The 17,223-nt window shown below is 59.5% G+C and carries 21 protein-coding genes; 10 read left to right on the forward strand and 11 right to left on the reverse strand.

Annotated elements, in window-relative coordinates:
- Positions 1 to 302 (reverse strand): contractile injection system protein, VgrG/Pvc8 family (locus CRO18_RS17990; protein ID WP_249276113.1); only part of this gene is annotated, 302 nt, incomplete at its 3' end.
- Between the two features lie 763 nt (positions 303 to 1,065).
- On the opposite strand from CRO18_RS17990, the gene CRO18_RS18715 reads away from it, so the two are divergent.
- Positions 1,066 to 1,449, forward strand: coding sequence for a hypothetical protein (locus CRO18_RS18715; protein WP_143128686.1), 384 nt, complete (start codon positions 1,066 to 1,068; stop codon positions 1,447 to 1,449).
- A gap of 136 nt (positions 1,450 to 1,585) precedes the next feature.
- Positions 1,586 to 2,089 (forward strand): insulinase family protein, encoded by a 504-nt coding sequence (locus CRO18_RS17995; protein WP_097083158.1) that lies wholly within the window; start codon positions 1,586 to 1,588, stop codon positions 2,087 to 2,089.
- 230 nt (positions 2,090 to 2,319) lie between these two features.
- Here the strand turns inward: CRO18_RS17995 and CRO18_RS18000 are convergent, their stop codons facing one another.
- From CRO18_RS18000 to CRO18_RS18020, 5 genes are all read right to left on the reverse strand, one after another.
- Positions 2,320 to 3,039 carry a sulfate/molybdate ABC transporter ATP-binding protein gene (locus CRO18_RS18000; RefSeq protein ID WP_097083159.1) on the reverse strand — a complete coding sequence of 240 codons (720 nt, stop codon included), beginning with the start codon at positions 3,037 to 3,039 and terminating at the stop codon, positions 2,320 to 2,322.
- An 11-nt stretch (positions 3,040 to 3,050) separates the two neighbouring features.
- Positions 3,051 to 3,893 (reverse strand): sulfate ABC transporter permease subunit CysW, encoded by an 843-nt coding sequence (gene cysW / locus CRO18_RS18005; protein WP_097083160.1) that lies wholly within the window; start codon positions 3,891 to 3,893, stop codon positions 3,051 to 3,053.
- Positions 3,886 to 4,692 carry a sulfate ABC transporter permease subunit CysT gene (gene cysT / locus CRO18_RS18010; protein ID WP_249276114.1) on the reverse strand — a complete coding sequence of 269 codons (807 nt, stop codon included), beginning with the start codon at positions 4,690 to 4,692 and terminating at the stop codon, positions 3,886 to 3,888. The genes cysW and cysT overlap by 8 nt, the downstream gene beginning before the upstream one ends.
- A 31-nt stretch (positions 4,693 to 4,723) precedes the next feature.
- Positions 4,724 to 5,686: a sulfate ABC transporter substrate-binding protein gene (locus CRO18_RS18015; RefSeq protein WP_097083175.1), complete on the reverse strand. Its 963-nt coding sequence runs from the start codon at positions 5,684 to 5,686 to the stop codon at positions 4,724 to 4,726.
- Positions 5,687 to 6,010: 324 nt separating this feature from the next.
- Positions 6,011 to 6,463 (reverse strand): Rrf2 family transcriptional regulator, encoded by a 453-nt coding sequence (locus tag CRO18_RS18020; RefSeq protein ID WP_097083162.1) that lies wholly within the window; start codon positions 6,461 to 6,463, stop codon positions 6,011 to 6,013.
- A 144-nt stretch (positions 6,464 to 6,607) separates the two neighbouring features.
- Between CRO18_RS18020 and CRO18_RS18025 the strand changes: the two genes are divergently transcribed.
- Entirely contained in the window at positions 6,608 to 7,081 is a 474-nt protein-coding gene (locus CRO18_RS18025; RefSeq protein ID WP_097083163.1) for an Lrp/AsnC family transcriptional regulator, read from the forward strand.
- Between the two features lie 123 nt (positions 7,082 to 7,204).
- On the opposite strand, the gene CRO18_RS18030 is transcribed toward CRO18_RS18025, so the two are convergent.
- Entirely contained in the window at positions 7,205 to 7,810 is a 606-nt protein-coding gene (locus tag CRO18_RS18030; RefSeq protein ID WP_097083176.1) for a cytochrome b/b6 domain-containing protein, read from the reverse strand.
- A gap of 281 nt (positions 7,811 to 8,091) precedes the next feature.
- Here CRO18_RS18030 and CRO18_RS18035 point away from each other — a divergent pair, with 281 nt between their 5' ends.
- Positions 8,092 to 9,087, forward strand: a complete 996-nt coding sequence (locus CRO18_RS18035) for a hypothetical protein (protein ID WP_143128688.1) — start codon at positions 8,092 to 8,094, stop codon at positions 9,085 to 9,087.
- Positions 9,080 to 9,340, forward strand: coding sequence for an acyl carrier protein (locus CRO18_RS18040; RefSeq protein WP_097083165.1), 261 nt, complete (start codon positions 9,080 to 9,082; stop codon positions 9,338 to 9,340). Before CRO18_RS18035 ends, CRO18_RS18040 begins: the two co-directional genes overlap by 8 nt.
- A gap of 957 nt (positions 9,341 to 10,297) precedes the next feature.
- Here the strand turns inward: CRO18_RS18040 and CRO18_RS18050 are convergent.
- The 4 genes from CRO18_RS18050 to CRO18_RS18065 form a co-directional block, all read right to left on the reverse strand.
- Positions 10,298 to 10,729: a hypothetical protein gene (locus CRO18_RS18050; RefSeq protein WP_283234907.1), complete on the reverse strand. Its 432-nt coding sequence runs from the start codon at positions 10,727 to 10,729 to the stop codon at positions 10,298 to 10,300.
- A gap of 294 nt (positions 10,730 to 11,023) precedes the next feature.
- Entirely contained in the window at positions 11,024 to 11,959 is a 936-nt protein-coding gene (locus CRO18_RS18055) for a plasmid partitioning protein RepB C-terminal domain-containing protein (protein ID WP_097083167.1), read from the reverse strand.
- The gene (locus CRO18_RS18060; protein ID WP_249276115.1) at positions 11,956 to 12,846 is read right to left on the reverse strand and encodes a ParB/RepB/Spo0J family partition protein; all 891 of its coding nucleotides are present in this window, start codon (positions 12,844 to 12,846) and stop codon (positions 11,956 to 11,958) included. The genes CRO18_RS18055 and CRO18_RS18060 overlap by 4 nt, the downstream gene beginning before the upstream one ends.
- A complete protein-coding gene (locus tag CRO18_RS18065; protein ID WP_283234908.1) occupies positions 12,843 to 14,441 on the reverse strand; it encodes a recombinase family protein in 1,599 nt (532 codons plus the stop codon). The genes CRO18_RS18060 and CRO18_RS18065 overlap by 4 nt, the downstream gene beginning before the upstream one ends.
- Before the next feature lie 104 nt (positions 14,442 to 14,545).
- Here CRO18_RS18065 and CRO18_RS18070 point away from each other — a divergent pair, with 104 nt between their 5' ends.
- The 5 genes from CRO18_RS18070 to CRO18_RS18090 all read left to right on the forward strand — a co-directional run bounded on the left by CRO18_RS18070 (position 14,546) and on the right by CRO18_RS18090 (position 17,082).
- On the forward strand, positions 14,546 to 14,848 hold the full coding sequence (locus CRO18_RS18070) for a helix-turn-helix transcriptional regulator (protein WP_097083170.1): 303 nt from the start codon (positions 14,546 to 14,548) through the stop codon (positions 14,846 to 14,848).
- A gap of 112 nt (positions 14,849 to 14,960) precedes the next feature.
- Positions 14,961 to 15,215 carry an addiction module antitoxin gene (locus CRO18_RS18075; RefSeq protein WP_097083171.1) on the forward strand — a complete coding sequence of 85 codons (255 nt, stop codon included), beginning with the start codon at positions 14,961 to 14,963 and terminating at the stop codon, positions 15,213 to 15,215.
- Between the two features lie 4 nt (positions 15,216 to 15,219).
- On the forward strand, positions 15,220 to 15,531 hold the full coding sequence (locus tag CRO18_RS18080) for a type II toxin-antitoxin system RelE/ParE family toxin (protein ID WP_097083172.1): 312 nt from the start codon (positions 15,220 to 15,222) through the stop codon (positions 15,529 to 15,531).
- Positions 15,482 to 16,351, forward strand: coding sequence for a hypothetical protein (locus CRO18_RS18720; protein WP_143128689.1), 870 nt, complete (start codon positions 15,482 to 15,484; stop codon positions 16,349 to 16,351). Before CRO18_RS18080 ends, CRO18_RS18720 begins: the two co-directional genes overlap by 50 nt.
- Before the next feature lie 92 nt (positions 16,352 to 16,443).
- Positions 16,444 to 17,082, forward strand: coding sequence for a hypothetical protein (locus tag CRO18_RS18090; protein WP_097083174.1), 639 nt, complete (start codon positions 16,444 to 16,446; stop codon positions 17,080 to 17,082).
- The last annotated feature ends 141 nt before the right edge of the window (positions 17,083 to 17,223 follow it).

Below are 17,223 nucleotides of genomic sequence, written 5' to 3' on the forward strand. Positions count from 1 at the left end.
AAAAACCAAGGCTGCAGCCGCAAGCTATAGCGCTGCCCATTTTCGCCGGCGCCCAACCAGCGCGCCTCCGTCACAATGCCATCAAAAGCACGCTCGCCGCCGGTGGTTTCCAGCGTCACAGTGGCATGGGTGCCGATCAAGGCGTCAAAGTCGATATCGCTGCTCGCAGCTAAGCAATCGACCGTGAGATCGAACAGATCACTCATCCGCTCGACGCCGGAAAAGCGCTGCAAAACCAATACATCTTGGCCCAAAACGGTGGACAGGCGGCCCATCCGGGCGTCTTGGGAAAGCTGGGCCATGCAATGCACTCGTAAGATCAGATGGCGCAAACCTACCCAAAAGGGCAGGTCAGGCAAGAGGGAAACTGCCGCAGTGGGTTTGCGCGCGTATGATCGGCGGGTGCGTGCCGAGGCGGGGCTGCTTTAGCTTTAAACAAAGAGAGCCTATCGGCCTTCTTCGAGGGTCGGCGACCACGGATTTCTGAAAATACAATGCCGTACTACCGCGGCAGATGGGCACCCACCTTCCACTCGGCCCAAAACCTCACGCTGCGCCCCGTACGAGTGTCCGCTTCGGCAGCCTGCACCGGGAGGGTCGACTGGCCGGTAAGGGCCGAGCACGCCGATCAGCTCGTCGCCTTCGCAAGGGGCGGATGGCGGCCATTCGCCGCATCAGCATGGGCTCCGACAGCACATAACGTAAGCGGACATTGGGACAATGCTGGGGGGGGGACATCGCAACACGACCGCAAGGGCGGGAACCGATCGTTCGCTGCGGCGTGAAGGTAGGGCGTTACCTCAAATAGAGCTGACACTCACCAATTTTGAAGATTTCAACCTCGACGGGTCCAGCAGCGGTTTCTGATGCCGATACGCACCACATCCCGCGGCAAAAGGGGCGGACGTCGCCATTGGCGCCGCTACGGCAGCAACCGCATGCCGATGGCCTTGATAAACTAGAAATGGAGAGGTGACTGACAATGACCTATAAAATGTTGGGGGCACTACTATATTTCGCGGTGGCAGGCATCATCGTTATGATGAACAGACTCGGGATAGCAATTTGGCCAACAATATTTTCGGCCGCTGTCCTGACCACGTTGGCAACGGCGATACTTTTTTACGTCCATCGCATCAAAACTACAATTTGATTACAAACCATGGTAGCGCCACGCGCCCACATAGCACAAGGACCCAATTGATGCTGAAGTATTCAACTCCTGTTATTTTTGCTTTCATATCAGCGGCTCATTTTGTTTTACCTATGAATTTAATCTCCTTCAGTTTACTTATTTTTATCTTTTCGATTGCAAATGCACTTCGCGCGAGTCCAGCATTTCAGGTCGGCACATCGGCCCCCTCAGTTAAATATGAAAAGGCTCTTTGGTGGCTGGCTTTTTTAATTTTAAGCTATCGATTGGCTATTTTAGCTCGGGGATACATCTGAACGAATAATATAGGGTCGTCATTTTTTCTGGAAGACGCAGTATTTGCGGCGCGAAAGAGAGAATAGGATCAAATGGGCCTGTGGTGTTTTAGCTTTAGCAATCCCTTTTCTGAGCGCAATATACTTTTTGGGTGCCATGGCAGGTTCTTCATCGGCTGTAAAGTTTGTCGCGCATAACAACGAAAGCGGACAAGTCCATTTCTTGATTGTTTATCCGCAGTATCGCCCCATCCTCGCCCACTACACCGAACACCTCGCCTGGCTGCCCAACATCGGAAAGAACTCCCGCCCCGAGGATCGCGGCAGCAACGCCTGGACCAACGACTTTGCCGTCGGCTACTGGCTTTCCGGCCCGCCCGAGGATCTGACCGACATGCTGCGGCGGTTGCAGGTGGTGTTTGACCCCATCGACCTACCGCAAGAGCTCGCCGAGACCGAGCGCGACGTCATCCTGCGCGAATATGATTGGCGCATGGCGAACAACCCCGATACGCAGGCCGCCGAAGAGCTGGAGGCGTTTCTTTACAAAGGCAATGCCATCGCCGCCTCGGTCATCGGCACGCCAGACCAGATCAAGGCGCTGAACCCCTCGCACCGGACAGAACGATTGATCTTGGGGCATGACCGTTTTGTCCGCTGAGCCGACCTTGGCATGCCAAACCATGCCGCATGAGGCATCGATGGCCGGTTTGGGGAAGCTGCGCCGCGGCAAACCGAACCTAGCGAAGGTCGGGATTGGGCCGAGCACGTTGGTCAGGTCGTCCCCTTCGCAAGGGGCGAGAGCCGCCCGTGAGGTCGCGGCATAGCTTCCGCAGCAAATCCGCGATAGCCGTCGTTCGCGCTTGGAACGATGCCATGCGCAGATTAAGGTCAGACGGCGACAAAATCCTTGACGAAAGCGGACGCGGGATGGGCCCGGATGTCTTGCGGGCGGCCGATCTGTTCGATCCGGCCCATCGACATCACCACGACCAGATCGGCAAACTCCATCGCCTCTTCCTGATCATGGGTGACGAAAATGGTGGTGAGGCCGGTTTCGTCGTGGATGTCGCGCAGGCCCTGACGCAGCTCCTTGCGCACCTTGGCATCGAGCGCGCCGAAGGGTTCATCGAGTAGCAGCATCCGCGGCTCGATCGCCAGCGCCCGGGCGAGCGCCACGCGTTGCCGCTGCCCGCCCGAAAGCTGCGACGGATAGCGCGCGCCGATCTGCGGCAACTGGATCAGATCGAGCAGCTTGGCCACCCGGCGCGCGATCTCGGCCTTGGGCGGGCGGGTGGCGCGCGGGCGCGCCTTCAGCCCGTAGGCGATATTCTCGAACACGGTCATATGGCGAAAGAGCGCGTAGCTTTGGAACACGAAGCCCGCGCGGCGCGCCTGCACGCTGAGCCCGGTGGCATCCTGCCCGTCAAAGAGCACCCGCCCCGAGGAGGGAAACTCGAGCCCGCCGAGAATGCGCAAAAGCGTGGTCTTGCCCGAGCCGGAGGGGCCCAGAAGCGCCACCAGCGCCCCCGAGGGAATGGCGAGCGAGACCGGATGCAGCGCCGTGGTCGGGCCGAATTCCTTGGCGATTTCGTCGATGTCGATATGCATGGCGAGACCTTTCAGGCTTGCGCTTTGCGGGCGTGCTGGCGCTCCAGCAGCGTTTTGGCGAGGAGGGTGAGAAGGGCGAGCGCGCTCAGGCAGGCGGCCAAGGAAAACGCCGCGACCGAGAGATATTCGTTATACATCATCTCGATGGTGATCGGCATGGTGGCGGTCTGGCCGCGGATCTTGCCCGAAACCACCGCCACCGCGCCAAATTCGCCCATCGCGCGGGCATTGGCGAGCAGCACGCCGTAAAGCAGCGCCCAGCGGATGTTGGGCAGCGTGACGGTGAACAGCGTGCGCCAGCCGCCCGCCCCGAGGGTGAGCGCGGCCTCCTCCTCGGAGCGGCCCAGCTCGACCATCACCGGGGTGATCTCGCGCGCGACGAAGGGAAAGGTGACGAACAGGGTCGCCAGCACGATCCCCGGCAGCGCGAAGATCACCGGATGGCCCGAGGCGACCAGCCAGCCGCCAAGCGTGGCATTGGCGCCGAACAGCAGAACGAGGCAGAGCCCCGCGACCACCGGCGAGATGGAAAACGGCAGGTCGATCAGCGTGATCATGAGCGCCTTGCCGGGAAAATCGAATTTCGTCAAAAACCACGCCGCCGCCAGACCGAAGGCGGCATTGATCGGCACGGCAATCGCGGCAACGGTCAGCGTGAGCCGGATCGCCGCCCATGCATCGGGTTTGGCGAGGGCGGCAAGGGCTGCGCCGGGGCCATCGGCGAGCGCCTCGGCGAATACCACGCCAAGGGGCGCAAGCACGAAAACCGCCAGCACGGCAAAAGCGAGCCCGATCAGGGCGCGGCGTGCAAGCGCGGGTTCGGTGATCGCGGGGTGAAGGGAAAGCTCAGACATCGCCGATCCTCCTGCGGCTCCAGATCTGCACCAGGTTGATCGCCAGCAGCATCGCAAAGCTGATCGCCAGCATCGCCAGCCCGATCGCGGCGGCGCCTTTGTAATCATAGGCTTCCAGCTCGATCACGATCAGCAAGGGGGCGATTTCGGTGCGCATCGGAATATTGCCGGCGATGAAGATCACCGAGCCGTATTCGCCCACCGCACGGGCGAGCGCGAGCGCAAAGCCGGTGAGCGCGGCGGGGCTCAGCATCGGCCAGACCACCCGAATGAGGGTGGTCTGGCGCGAGGCGCCAAGCGTCGCCGAAGCCTCCTCCACCTCCGGCGCGATCTCCTCCACCACCGGCTGCACGGCGCGGGTGACAAAGGGCAGCCCGACGAACATCAGCGCCAGAAAGATCCCCCATTCGGTATAGGCGATCTTCGCCCCGAACCGTGCCGCCAGCGCGCCGAAGGCGCCATTGGGCGCATAAAGCGCGGTCAGCGCGATCCCCGCCACCGCGGTCGGCAGCGCGAAAGGCAGATCGACGGCGGCATCGAGAAGCCGCCGCCCCGCAAAGCGGTAGCGCGCCAGCACCCAGGCGAGCGCGACCCCCAGCACGAGGTTCACCGTGGCCGCCAGAAAGGCGAGCCGGAACGAGAGCCAAAGCGCCGCGCGCACCCGCGGGCGGTCGATCGCCGCCCAGAGCGCCTCGGGCCCCATCAGTGCGCCCTGCGCGATCAGCGCGCCAAGCGGGGCGAGCACCACGAGCGAAAGCATGGTGACGGTGATGCCGAGGCTCAGGCGCCGCCCCGGCATGGGCGAGGGGGAAAAGAACGGCCCCATCGCCTTAGCGCCCGGCGAAAATCTGGTCAAAGGTGCCGCCGTCGCCAAAATGCTCGGGCTGCGCCTTGGCCCAGCCGCCAAAATGGGCGATGTCGACAAGCTCGATCTTCGGGAAGCGCGCGACGTCTGCGGGCGCGGCGGTCGAGGCATCCCAGCCTCGGTAGTAATGCTTGAAGGCGAGCGCCTGCGCCTGCGGGCTGTAGAGAAAATCGAGATAGGCCGTGGCCAGCGCGCGCTGCTCGGGGCTTTTCACATTTTCATCGACCAGCGCCACCGGCGGTTCGGCAAGGATCGAGACCGAGGGCACGACGATCTCGAATTGCCCCGGCCCAAGCGCATCGAGCGCCAGGTAGGCCTCGTTCTCCCAGGCAAGCAGCACATCGCCAATGCCGCGCTGCGCGAAGGTGGTGGTGGCGCCGCGCGCGCCGGTGTCGAGCACCGGCACATGGGCAAAAAGATCGTGCTCGAACCCTTTGGGGTCGATGCCGTTTTTCTCGGCCCAGGCCCAGGCGGCAAGGTAATTCCAGCGCGCCCCGCCCGAGGTTTTCGGGTTCGGCGTGATCACCTCGACCCCGTCCCTGATCAGATCGCCCCAGTCGTGGATGCCCTTGGGGTTGCCCGCGCGCACCAGAAACACGATCGTCGAAGTATAGGGCGCGGAATTGTGCGGCATGCGCGCCTGCCATTCGGTCGGCAGCTTGCCCGCCTTGGCGATCTTGTCGATGTCAGAGGCGAGCGCGAGGGTGACGACCTGCGCCTCGAGCCCCTCGATCACCGCGCGCGCCTGCGCGCCCGAGCCGCCATGCGAGGTCTCGATCCGGGGCGCGTCATGGCCTGCGGCCTGCCACTGGACGGCAAAGGCTTCATTCACCTCGCGGTAAAGCTCTCGCGTCGGGTCGTAGGAAACGTTGAGCAGAGTCTCGGCCCGTGCCTCGATCCCTGTGGCAAGGACCGGCACAAGCCCCATCACGAGGCCAAGCGCCGTGGCACGGATGAGCCGCGTAATCGGCCAGCCGGTCAGCCGCAGCGCGCCATCGGCAATCGTCACGCGCCCGTCTTCATGGGTGTGCGTCGCAAGGCCCTGTGCGCTCAGATAGCGCGAAATCTGGATCGTGGTGAGCATGGATGCCTCCTTTTTTGATCTTTGAAATCTCCATCGGGATTGTCGTCTTTTCAAGAAAATAATCTCGCCTTTGTTAGTCGTGATTTTGGAAGTTTGTTCTCCGCTGCACGGCGCGCCAAACGCAAAGCCCGCGCAAGGCGGGGCTCAAGGCTTTGAGTGTTCAGGGTTTCAGGCGCTCGGCATTGGAAGATCCGCGCTGCCCGCGCGCAACATGTCTTCCAGTGTAAGCGAGTCGATCAGCACGAGATAGGACCAGAACAACTCCGCAAAGACCCTGCGGATGCGACAATCCTGTTCGCTTTCGCAATCGTCGCACCGCCGATAGGCGCTGCGCGACAGGCAGGGGAGCGGGGCGATGGGGCCGTCGATGCGGCGCAGAAGTTCGGAGATCGACACTTTGCCAGGCGCCTTGATCAGGCGATAGCCGCCCGAGCGTCCGCGCACCGAGGCAAGCACACCCGCCTTGCGCAGATCGAGCAAGATATGCTCAAGAAAGCGCTTGGGCGCGCCGGAGCGGGTGGAAATCTCTTCGATGGTTAGTGCTTGAGGGGCCTCGGTCGCATGTTCATCGGCTAGCACCAAAAGCGCCTTGAGCGCGTATTTCATCTTCTGCGTGATCATGGCTCAGCATAGCGGCGCGTCATAGCCCAAATCAACATCGATCTTGTCGAGTTTTTGGCGCGGGCGGCTGCGACGCTTATACACGATAAAGACGATGGACATTTATATAAATCGGCGCATTCTTGTGGCACCAGGGAGGAAGCGATGCGCGAACTCGATCTGATCGACCGCAAGATCATGGCGGAACTGATGGCCGATGCGACCCTGCCGGTGGCGCAAGTCGCTGCGCGTGTGGGGCTGTCGCAAACCCCTTGCTGGAAGCGTATCCAGAGGCTCGAGGCCGAGGGCGTCATCGAAAAGCGCGTCGCTTTGGCCGATCCGCGCGGGTTGGGCCTTGGGACGACACTGTTCTTGTTGTTCGAGGCGCCCGAGCACGATGCGGCATGGCGGCACGCGTTTCGCGTCTTTGTCGAGACCACCCCGGACATCATGGAAGTCTGGCGCGTGGCGGGGGAGCGCAATTACCTTTTGCGCATTTCCGCGCCGGACATGGCTACGGCAGATGCCATTTACACGCGCCTGACCTCCGCCATGTCGATCGGTCGCCTCGATTATCACGTGGCTCTGGAAAGGGTGAAGTTCTCGACCGCCTATCCGGTCGATACGGTAAGCCGGTGAGGTTCGGGCGCGCCATCGCAGCGGCGGGCCATGCTGTCATGCGCCGAGCCTCAACACTCGGCGCATGAAATCTGATCTTTCCTGACGGTTTGGCATGCCGTGATCGAACGCCACGCACGCGGGTCAGTCCAGATCACCTGCCTCCGCAGGCCGTTTCAGCCCCGTCACCATCGACCGCGCCAGATTTTCGCGATGCCGCATGGAGGCCAAGGCCACACCGCCGATATGCAGCGCGACGAGAAGTAGCATCAGATTTGCCAGCGCTTCATGCACGTCCTTGATCGCCCCTTCGCTGCCAGAGCGATGATGCTCGTAGCGATCGTCATCGGCATAGGCGGGCGTGACAAGCGCGGGCAGCATCGCGCGCGCCTGAGAGGGCGTTTCAGCCATCAGCCACCCGGTCCAAGCAGTGCCCCCCATCGCGACCAGCAGCGCAACGATCATCGCCGCCCCGGCCGGGTTGTGGCCAATGTGGCGGCGTTCGCGCCCGGCAATCATCGCTTTCAGATAGGCAATGACCGCGCCCGGTCCCCGCACGAATTGCGAAAACCGTGCATAGCGAGGCCCAACAAAGCCCCAAACCACCCGCACAGCCACCAAAGCAGCGGCGGTGTAGCCGCAAAACTCGTGCAACGGCTGAACTTCCTCCGCGCTGAGCCATGCAATCGCAAAGCTGCCCGCCAATCCCCAATGGAATATCCGGATAACAGGATCCCAGACTTTTATCATCTTCCTGCCTTTCTCGTTTTGAAGCCGCAAAACGCGGACCTCGGCTTTCCCCAAGCTCTTCCGCGATTGTCCGACGCCACGGCCCGCATGTGGCAATGGCCTCATAACTCCGCAACGTTTCAAGGCAGCGTTCGAGCCCATTTGCATTGCAAAATTTTCAAGGGTAAGCAACAGTGACCTAAGCGAGCCAGTGGCCCGCCCTCCAATCGTCCCGGTTTCGCAGAAATTGCAGTTGAGGTACCATATATGACAGTAGATTTTCGGTCGCGATTGGGCTGAATTTGCTGAGTTCATCGCCCGCGCCGATATCGCTCGCTCGCAATCACAGGCTTGATGCTTGGGAGGTCTATGACGCAGGTGAGATCAGTCGCCTTCTGGCCTCTGACACTCTAAGGGTCATCGATTTCCGGGAAATTTATTCTAACTTCAGCGATCGACTGAACTTTGATTTCAGTCATACTCTGCGTGCCCTCGACAAAGTGGCACTTGGCCTAAATGGTTGCGAGCATTCGGCTGTCCGTCGTGAAACAACAGTACATTTCAGGAACCGCAAAGTGCAGGCCGAAGAGGCATTTAAGTCGAAGCTGAGTAAATGCGTTGAAAGTTCGGTTGTCCCTGATGGTCGCATCGATCTGGTCGATGCACTGTTGATGCCGCCGGTCATGGCGATGATGTCCGAACTGAGCGGCGTATCGTCGTCTTTATCTGATGTCCCAACCATCTCGCAAATATTCGATGCGCGCATGAGCCTTAATCGGCGCAAGTCCATCGAATATAGGCTCAGGGAGATCTTTGACGAGGCTTCAGGCCGGATGACTTCGGAAGAGGCGACGCTGGCCGTGGCGATCTTCATGGTTGGAGCCGACTCAATCCTCGCAAGCATGAGTGTCAGCCTGTATCATGATCTTAAGAAGAGCCTTGGTCGGCGGCTAAGCGAAGTGGACTGGAGCCCCGCCTTTCCAAAAACTGGCGTGCCATATGTGGATCGGATTGCGACCGAGGACATGGAGGTCTGCGGGATTAGCATCTCCTCCGGGGACAGGCTGCGTCTGCGACTTGATACATTTGATGCGCCGTACGAGGGAGACACATCGGGGCATTTTGGGTTCGCGCGCCACACCTGCTTGGGGAAGGCGCTGTCCATTTCGGCGTGGCAGGCATTAACGGAGGAGCTCTCGCGAATCGGCAAAGGCTATTCCAATCTCGAGGCGACGCAACGCCGTCCCGACTTTTTGTTCAATTCGTTGCAATCCTTGGAGGTCACGTTTCATGACTGATGAGATCGCCGCGCAAATCGCCTCAATGGTTGCCAAGCGGCTGGATGCGTCAAAGGACACTGCTAACAACGGCGACCTCATAAATGCCTCGATCGACTTTCTAGATCTCGACTCTCTTGATCATCTTGAGGTGATTATGGAAGTTGAAGACGCTTACGAGGTCGAACTTGACGAAGAACGCGTTATGGCATGCGACACAATCGCTGAAATCGCGGCGCTTGTGAGAGAAGCGACAAGCGATGTGAACCGATGAAGCTGATTGCTCCTTTGGCAATATCCACTGCGATATTCGGCGCAATCAGGGATTATCTGGGGATGAGATTGGTTGAAGGTGCCTTTTCAAGAAGCCAGCATCTCAACTGTGACGATCTAAGGCGTCTGGCTTGGAACAAGGCCAGAAAACATGCTTGGCTGCTCCGCGGCCGTGCCGATTGTGATAATAGGTTTGATATCCCGTGGGAGCCGCTCGTCTTCCATCGTCTGTGCCGCCGACTGAAACAGATGCCAAACTACAAGCCACCCGCTGTTCATGGCGATCCCGTCGAGATGGCCGACAGGCCGCTTTTCGTTGCGACCGTGCATTGTCGGATTGGTCATGCCACGTTACGGCACCTATTTGAGCAGACCGGTAGGCCAATTTCCCTGATTTGTAGCGCTGGAAACGCGGCGACCTTGCGTGAGCGCGCAGACCTCTACGGTGATGTACCTGTCGAGCCGATCATATTCGATGCCAAATGTTATCTAGCGGCACGTCGCGCGTTTCGACATGGGCGTATCGTTGTCAGTTGCATCGACTATACGGAACGGAAGCCTAGGTGGCTTTCACATGATATATGGTTGGATTCCTCGATGTTTGCGCTTCCACTCAAATGTGGCGCGGATATCCTTTTCGCGCTCCCAGAGGTAACCGACGACGGCATGCTCAAGCTACACGCTCGCCGCATAATATCTGAACGGAGTACTGCGGCGATCTGTGAGGATTTTGCGGATTTTGTTACCCGGCATTGGTCTGAGAGAGAACCTCGGCGCATTGCCCCACATGGACGTCAGCGGAACGATCTAAAGCTGAAATCGCACCTTTGGGTGCCAAGCCGAACTCGGCGGAAAACATTTTTGCCGCTACAGGTTCCTTCCGAATAGTTCGCCCGAGCGCACACTATGATTAAACTGTGAGGTCGGATAACCGCGTGTCCACAGAACCGGCAGCAGCTCACGAAGCATCCAGATCGCGGGCGTCGTGGAGCAGAGATGCGATCTGGCACGCCGCCGGGTATCGGGATGGCGCGGCCAAAGACAGCACCTCAGCCAGGATCCGGTCCAGTCGTGCTTTTTCGTTCTCCAGGACCGAGAGACTAACGCGGGTCCAGGCCGTCCTGACTGCTTCTGAGAAGTCCAGTGCGTCTTGGTGGCCCGCGCCTTTCAGCGCTACACTTGGATCGTCGGTCGAGTGGATGGTCAGTGCGGTTCCGAGTATCCCCTTCCGAAGGGAAGGTGCGCGCGCCATCGACTGCAACGGCATTTTGGCAAGGTTGCCGCGTCGCATTATCCGGATGTGATCCACGTCCAGTTCGATTGCGCGAGCAGACCGGCCGAAGGGATCAGCTAGGAAACTGAAAAAAGCGCGTTGTTGTAGTCGAAGCAATGAATTGGGCCTTCTTGGTCAATCAAGAGTACAATGAGCTATCGCTTCCACGAGCCGCAACCATGTTTGCGCAAACCAAGAAGATGTCACGCGCGGGCGCGCAGGCAATCTAACCGCCCCAATATCCGCCTGAATGTAGCGTTCCCGTCAAACATCGCAGATCGTCATCGCACAAGAAACCGATTTAGACGACGTTATGTCCGCTGTCCTTGGCGGGCTCCGAGCGGGTTCGCCGACACCTCCCGCTTCGCTTGATCTGGGTCCGACCCCATCGGCAGAAAGTTCCAGAATCTGCTATTTTTCCGATGCGTCGCGCCCTTCCGAAGACGGCTCTGGCCGAGACAGACCTACCACAATTCGACCAAACTCGCCGAGGATGTCTCCGTGGTTCTTTTCGAGATAGCGATTGATCCGTTCATTCGTGAGAAGGCGTTCGACGTAGCGGCCCGCGACCACGAGGCGTAGATGATCGGGGCCAAGTGTCCCCTCAAGCAGCTTGATGTTCTTTTGCAGGCTGGCCATCTCGTCCTTCATCCGCTCGGCTTGCTCGCGCGTGACGCCGGGAGGTGCCTTGTTCACGGCCGGATCAACAAGGTCTTTGGGATCGGTCGCGGCCAAGATAGCCTCGCTATAGGCCACGGTGTAATTGTTCGCGGCGATCATCAGCTCGGCCGCTTGAATCTGGCGCAACGGCTTCATCTTGCGCAGGGACCGGAAACTGTTGGCCGGGCAGTGCTTAGCCTTCAGGAGTTCCTCGGCCTCCGGGCAAATTCCGTTCAAAAGGGTTCGCTTGCGCCTAACCCGTGCCACATCCACATTCAGCGCAGCCGCGATACGGGCCTCTGGCACGCCGCGCTCAATGGCGCGCAAGATCATCTTGTGCTCTTGAATCGTGGCGAGGCGACTGATGCGTTTGTTGTAAGTGAAGGATTCGTCGTCGGTCGCGAGCAAACAGGTGACAACCTCGTGGCCCATCTCCTTCAGAACGTGCAAACGGACATGGCCATCAAGCAAGATAAACATGCCGTCCTGTCCGGGCGCGCGCGCCACCACAAGAGGTTCGATCAGACCTGCCTCGCGGATCGAAGCAGCGATCTGCGCATATTTCCGGCTTTTCGGGAAGCTCTTTGGCAATTGCTTCACCAGTAAGATGGCAGGGACCGGGATCTGGCGCAAAGTTGGCTCAAAACCGGGCTGCTTCGACGGGAGCGTTTTGCCCAACTCAGTCATATCGCCGCGTCCTTAAGACCATCGACAATGATACCCGGGAATGTGTCGAGCCCCTCTGCCCTTAGAAGGGTCAGGAAGTTCTCGTCTTGGAACAGGGACTGAAACGCGGCATCAAGAAAAAGGAGGTTCCCCCGGGTAGATTGGGCCCTACGGATCATGTCTTGCTGGCGCGCTGCCTCGATCCGATAGGCCCGGACCAGCGCTGCCGAAGTCATCCGCGCGCGAGGCTGATTGGAGCCCGTGCGCCCTTTCTTTTTGCCGTGTCGCTGGCGCAATTCCACCAGCCGCCGTGCTTCGAGAAGCTTCTTGCCCCGCAATTCACCCGAGACATAGGCTGCCTCCAATGCCTTTTGCACATCCTTCTCTTCCGCTCGAGAGATATACAGTGCAACACTTAGAGGCATTTGCCCGGTCTCGACAGCGATCAAGAGACGCTCCTCACCGTTGGCGATCAATTCCCCAATTTCGTGAACATAGGATAGGGACAGCCCAGACTTTTCAGCGATGTCTTGGTCCGAATATCCCCGATCGCGCAAAATTGCGATGTCTTGCAAAAGTTCGAGCGGACGCTGCTGCCTGCGCGCGATGTTCTCGATCACACTGCGCAAGAGCCGTTCGACCTCGTTTGCATCCACGACAATGGCCGGGATGTGCGTTTCGCCCAAAGCGACATAGGCTTCCATCCGCCCTTGACCGCAAACCAGCCGATAGGCCTCATCTGATGCCGTATCATCCCGCGCGACGGTGATCGGCTTCTTCAGCCCCACCTTGTCGATACTGTCCACCAGTGCACGAAAGGTCTTTTCAGATCGTTCGCGCGGATTTTCCACGGTGATGGCCGCAATGGGAATAATCTGCACCTCGGCGTGGGTTTCGAGATCGCTCACCATGGCGCCACCTCGGAAACCGGCACGCGCCGCGCGATGTCGAGAAAGAAATCCAGTGTTTTGAAACGGAAGGCGTCCAACATCAGACCATTCTCCTCTGCAAGCCCTAGAGGTTTGCCCCGCATCTCGAATTGCGGCAGCAGGTAGTAATCACGTATCTTGGTGTTTGTGCGGTCCATACGGATCGCGACCGTGATGTCGGGCGCAAGGCCGGTGTCGAAGCGGATCTTCCAGCGCAAGCCCCCGGTGGAGGTTTCACGACAGCGGGCGATAACGATGGAGGCCGTGAATTCGCCGTTGATGGTCAGCAGTTCCGTCGCAGGGTTCCGGATCACAGCACCGCCAAGCCGGGTGATCTCGTCAATCACGCGCTCGACCTCGTCGCCGTGGAATTGTCGCAACACGCGGTTGACTTCGATGTAGCGATAGTCGCGATCCGGAGAGAACCCGACAAGGGAATAGGCCCTGAGCAGGCTTCCGAAGCGATGGGCATAGGCGCTGCTCGACGGCATCCCATCTGCCTCATTGATCACCAACCCGGAAATGTACCCATGACGCACGAGCAACCGGGTCAGGCGCTCCAGCATCTCCTCGTCCGAGAAGCGACGGTTGCGTGCCGCGATGATGGCCTGGGCTTTCTGAAATTGTTTCGGCTCGACGATGGCATCGAAGGCGCCGTTCGAACGAACCCAAATCTCCGGGCCATTGGCAACCCGCTTGCGCTTCAGCTTGAATGAGCGCCGGTTGTAGACGTTGTTGCCGATGTATTTCTCATTGGTCAGGATCTGATGGACCGTCGCACGGGTCCAGACCCGCCCGAGATCGGTGAGGATGCCGCGGTCATTCAGCTCTGCCGCAATTTCGCTTTCCGACAGGCCCTTCTTCAGAAACTGGCTGTAGATCCAGCGCACCGTCCGGACCTCCTCGTCTGGTCCGGGAACGAGGACGACGCGATCGGTTTGAAGGCTCTTGTGCTCACCGCGCTTCAGTTCGGTTTTCACTTCGCCCCGTTCATTGAGAAGGGCGCGCCGCAACCCAAAGCCCGCCGGGCCGCCCTGACGATAACCGAGCTCAATCAGACGGCATTGGCCCGCGAAGACCTTCACGGAAAGCTCGCGGCTGTATTCGCCCGCCATCGCCCGCTTGACGCTTTTCACTATGGTGGAGGTCGGAGAGCCATCATTCTCGAATTGCTCGGCGCAATAGGCGACCTGCATTCCCGCCTTCCGGCAGCGATACTCGTAATAGGCAGATTCGTCAGTGTCCTGAAACCGTCCCCAGCGGGTGACGTCATAGACCAAAATCACGCTGAACTCGGCCACGCCGGATTCGACATCGGCGATCATCTGCTGCAATGCCATCCTACCGCCGATGATCAGGCCGCTTTTCGCATCATCCGAATAGGTTTTGACAATCCTGATGCCGCGGCGTTCAGCGTATTCGCGGATCGTCTGCGCCTGATTCTGGGTGGAATACTGTTGATGCTCGGTCGACATCCGGACGTATTCCGCAGCCAGCAGCGGCCCGAACGGCTCGGTTTCTCCTCCGGATACTAGTGTTTTTCCCCGAGCCACGCCCGCCTCCCAAGAAATCATGTGGGCTGCTTTGAGCTGATGGCCCTCTACCGCAGGCCCAAGCGCAAATACGAACTGCCGCTTTTCATGTCCTTCCCAGAATATTATCGAAGGAGGACGCAGAGATGCGGATCAAGACGGGCACATTTGTGCCGAAAACGGGCACAAATGTGCACCTTGAAGCCGATGTCGCCGACTACCGGACCGCCATTGCCGCGGCACTTCGGAACGAACTCGGCCTGACGCATCGCGCGGTCAAGACGGCGATGCGTTGGACGGGTGCCAGCGAGCGGACCGTGAAATACTGGATCTCGGGAGAGCGTGGGCCGAGCGGCGCGCATCTGATCGCACTGGCCAGGCACTCGGATATCGTGTTCCACGTGGTCCTGCTGCTCGCCGATCGGCACGACGAAACGGATGCCGAGTAAGGTCAAGCCGCCACAGTGGCGGTGGGGAGGCCAAATTGGTCCACCGCCGCCAGACTTGATGTGTGGTATTTTTTGGTTATATTGAATACGCACCAAACATGAGGAGCCTTCCATGTCCCGCACCACGACCATGACCGTCCGTCTGAGCGGTGCGCTCAGCGATTTCGTCGCGGCCAATGTCGGCGAGAACGGCTCCTACGAGAACATCAGCGAATACGTGCGCGACCTGATCCGGCGAGACAAGGAGCGGGCCGAGCAGGAGGCTTTCGACCGGCTGAAGGCCGAGCTTACCCGCGCCTTCGCTGCGCCCGAGACCAGTTACAGGCCGCTGACGGCCGCCGAAGTCATCGGCCGGAACCGGGCCTGACCAGATGCCGATCCGGGTTCAAGAGGCGGCGTCACTCCGCCTCGATGACATCTACCGCTATACGCGCGACCGTTGGGGCGAGATCCAGGCTGACCGCTACATCACCGGCATGTTCGAAGCGTTCGAACGGATCGAGGCCCATGGCGTCGCCTCAAAGCCTATCCCGGCAGAGTTCGGCGTTGAAGGGTTCTTCTTCCGGTACGAACACCACTTCGTCTATTGGCGCCGACTGTCCGACGGCGATATCGGTATCGTCGCGATCCTGCATGAGCGCATGCATCAGATCGACAGGTTCAAGGAAGATTTTCGCGACTGAAACGGCGAGCGCCCCGACGAAAGCGCTGACGGAGACGCTGCCCGAACGCCGCGCAGCGGCTTTCAAGGCCTTCGCCGCGTTCGGCGTCAAGCCAGATCAGATTTTCGAGAAGCTTGAGATCGGTGGCGAAAATGACCTTTCGCTCGACCACCTCGCGACGCTGATCGCCATGCACAAGGCCATCAAAGACGGTGAGCAAAAGGTTGAGGACTTCTTCTCGCCCGTCAAAACCGACGAAACGCCGACCGATGCCAAGGCCAAAGGCACCGCAGACAAACTCGCCGGGATCGCCGCAGGCGCAACCGACAAGGCAAAAGCCGACAAGAAGACGAAAGAGAAAGCTGGCACAAAACAACAAGACCAGCCCGCTGAAGATGCCGAAAAACAGGCCCCTGACAGCGAAGTCGCCGATAATGGCACGACCGCGCCCGACGCCAACGAACAGGCCGCAGGCGACCCGGAGACAGGGGATGACGCACAAGCTGATCCTGACGGCAAGCTAGAGGCCGCGCGCGGGCGCGGACTTCGGGCTGCCCAGCGCGGGCAAGAGCGCGCCGTGCCGCCAGACCTCAAAAAGGACGAAGCCGCCGCTGCCGCGTGGCACGAGGGTTATGACATCCTGCACTGCACGTACCCCCATCTTTGCACATCACGTTCCTTGGTAATCCATTCAGAGACCTTTTCAAACAAAGCCAACGCATGCATGAAATTGAGTTCTTTTTTAACGTCATTTTCAGCATGCAGGCCATGCTCGAACAAGGCATCACCGAGACAGCGGTGCGCCTCCGCGAACTGGTCTGGAAATGCGGCTTCGGAATAGGCTTGGGTGGCATTCTGAAAGCAGGAGATAGCTCTTAGCCGCGCCAAGAGATATCCGCTCACCCGGATCGGGTCGTTGCTGCGGATCAGCTGATGGACCTGCTCATGAAAGGCGGTTCGATCATTGGCACCGGCGTGGCTGGTCTGCTGGCGATTTTGGAATTCACGCGCGGTAAGCGTCCAGACAAGATCGAAACGAAGCCCGATGGGACCACCGTAGTCGTCCATAACAACATTGAAGTCCGGATTGACTCAAGAATGCTGGATCTGTTGCAAGATGTCGCGACCCGTGAGGCGGTCGAGAAGTTCGCCCAAAAGTCCCTCAGCATTCCTGACGTGGCGCGCGTGGTGATATCTGACGGTGATGCAGATGGGGTCGAGTTGGGGAAAGTAGACCAGGCTGCGCTTATGATGCCCGCTCTGGAGGACGACGAAACGCTCACGGAGACAAGCCAGCGCGAGGTTTGGTTGAGAATAGTCGTTTCAGCTTTCAGGGACGGCTACAAGTGGCGCCTTTCGGATGGCGGGGAGAAGCCCTTCACCGCGACGATGGAAGACACCGATTTCGTCAATTCCGTGATGGACGGAAAAGTGTCGTTGTCGGCCAATGACACTTCGAAGTGCCTGATCCGGGAAGATCAGAAACTGGGGCCGAGCGGCCTCTCGAAAGACGTAACCGTTCTCAGAGTCATCGAGCACATCCCAGGCGCGAAGCAAATGAAGCTGATCTGACGAGGCTCCCAAGCTTCGTCGCATTGGCGCAAATTCAGAATCCCGGGGTAATCCCCCCGTTTTTGCGGGGACTTGGTCGTAGAATTTACGCGGCCATTCTCAGTTTCTGGGCGGGGGTCATCCCGCCGTTGCCCATGTTTG

This window comes from Rhodobacter sp. JA431 (assembly GCF_900217725.1).
Taxonomy (GTDB): Bacteria; Pseudomonadota; Alphaproteobacteria; order Rhodobacterales; family Rhodobacteraceae; genus Rhodobacter; species Rhodobacter aestuarii.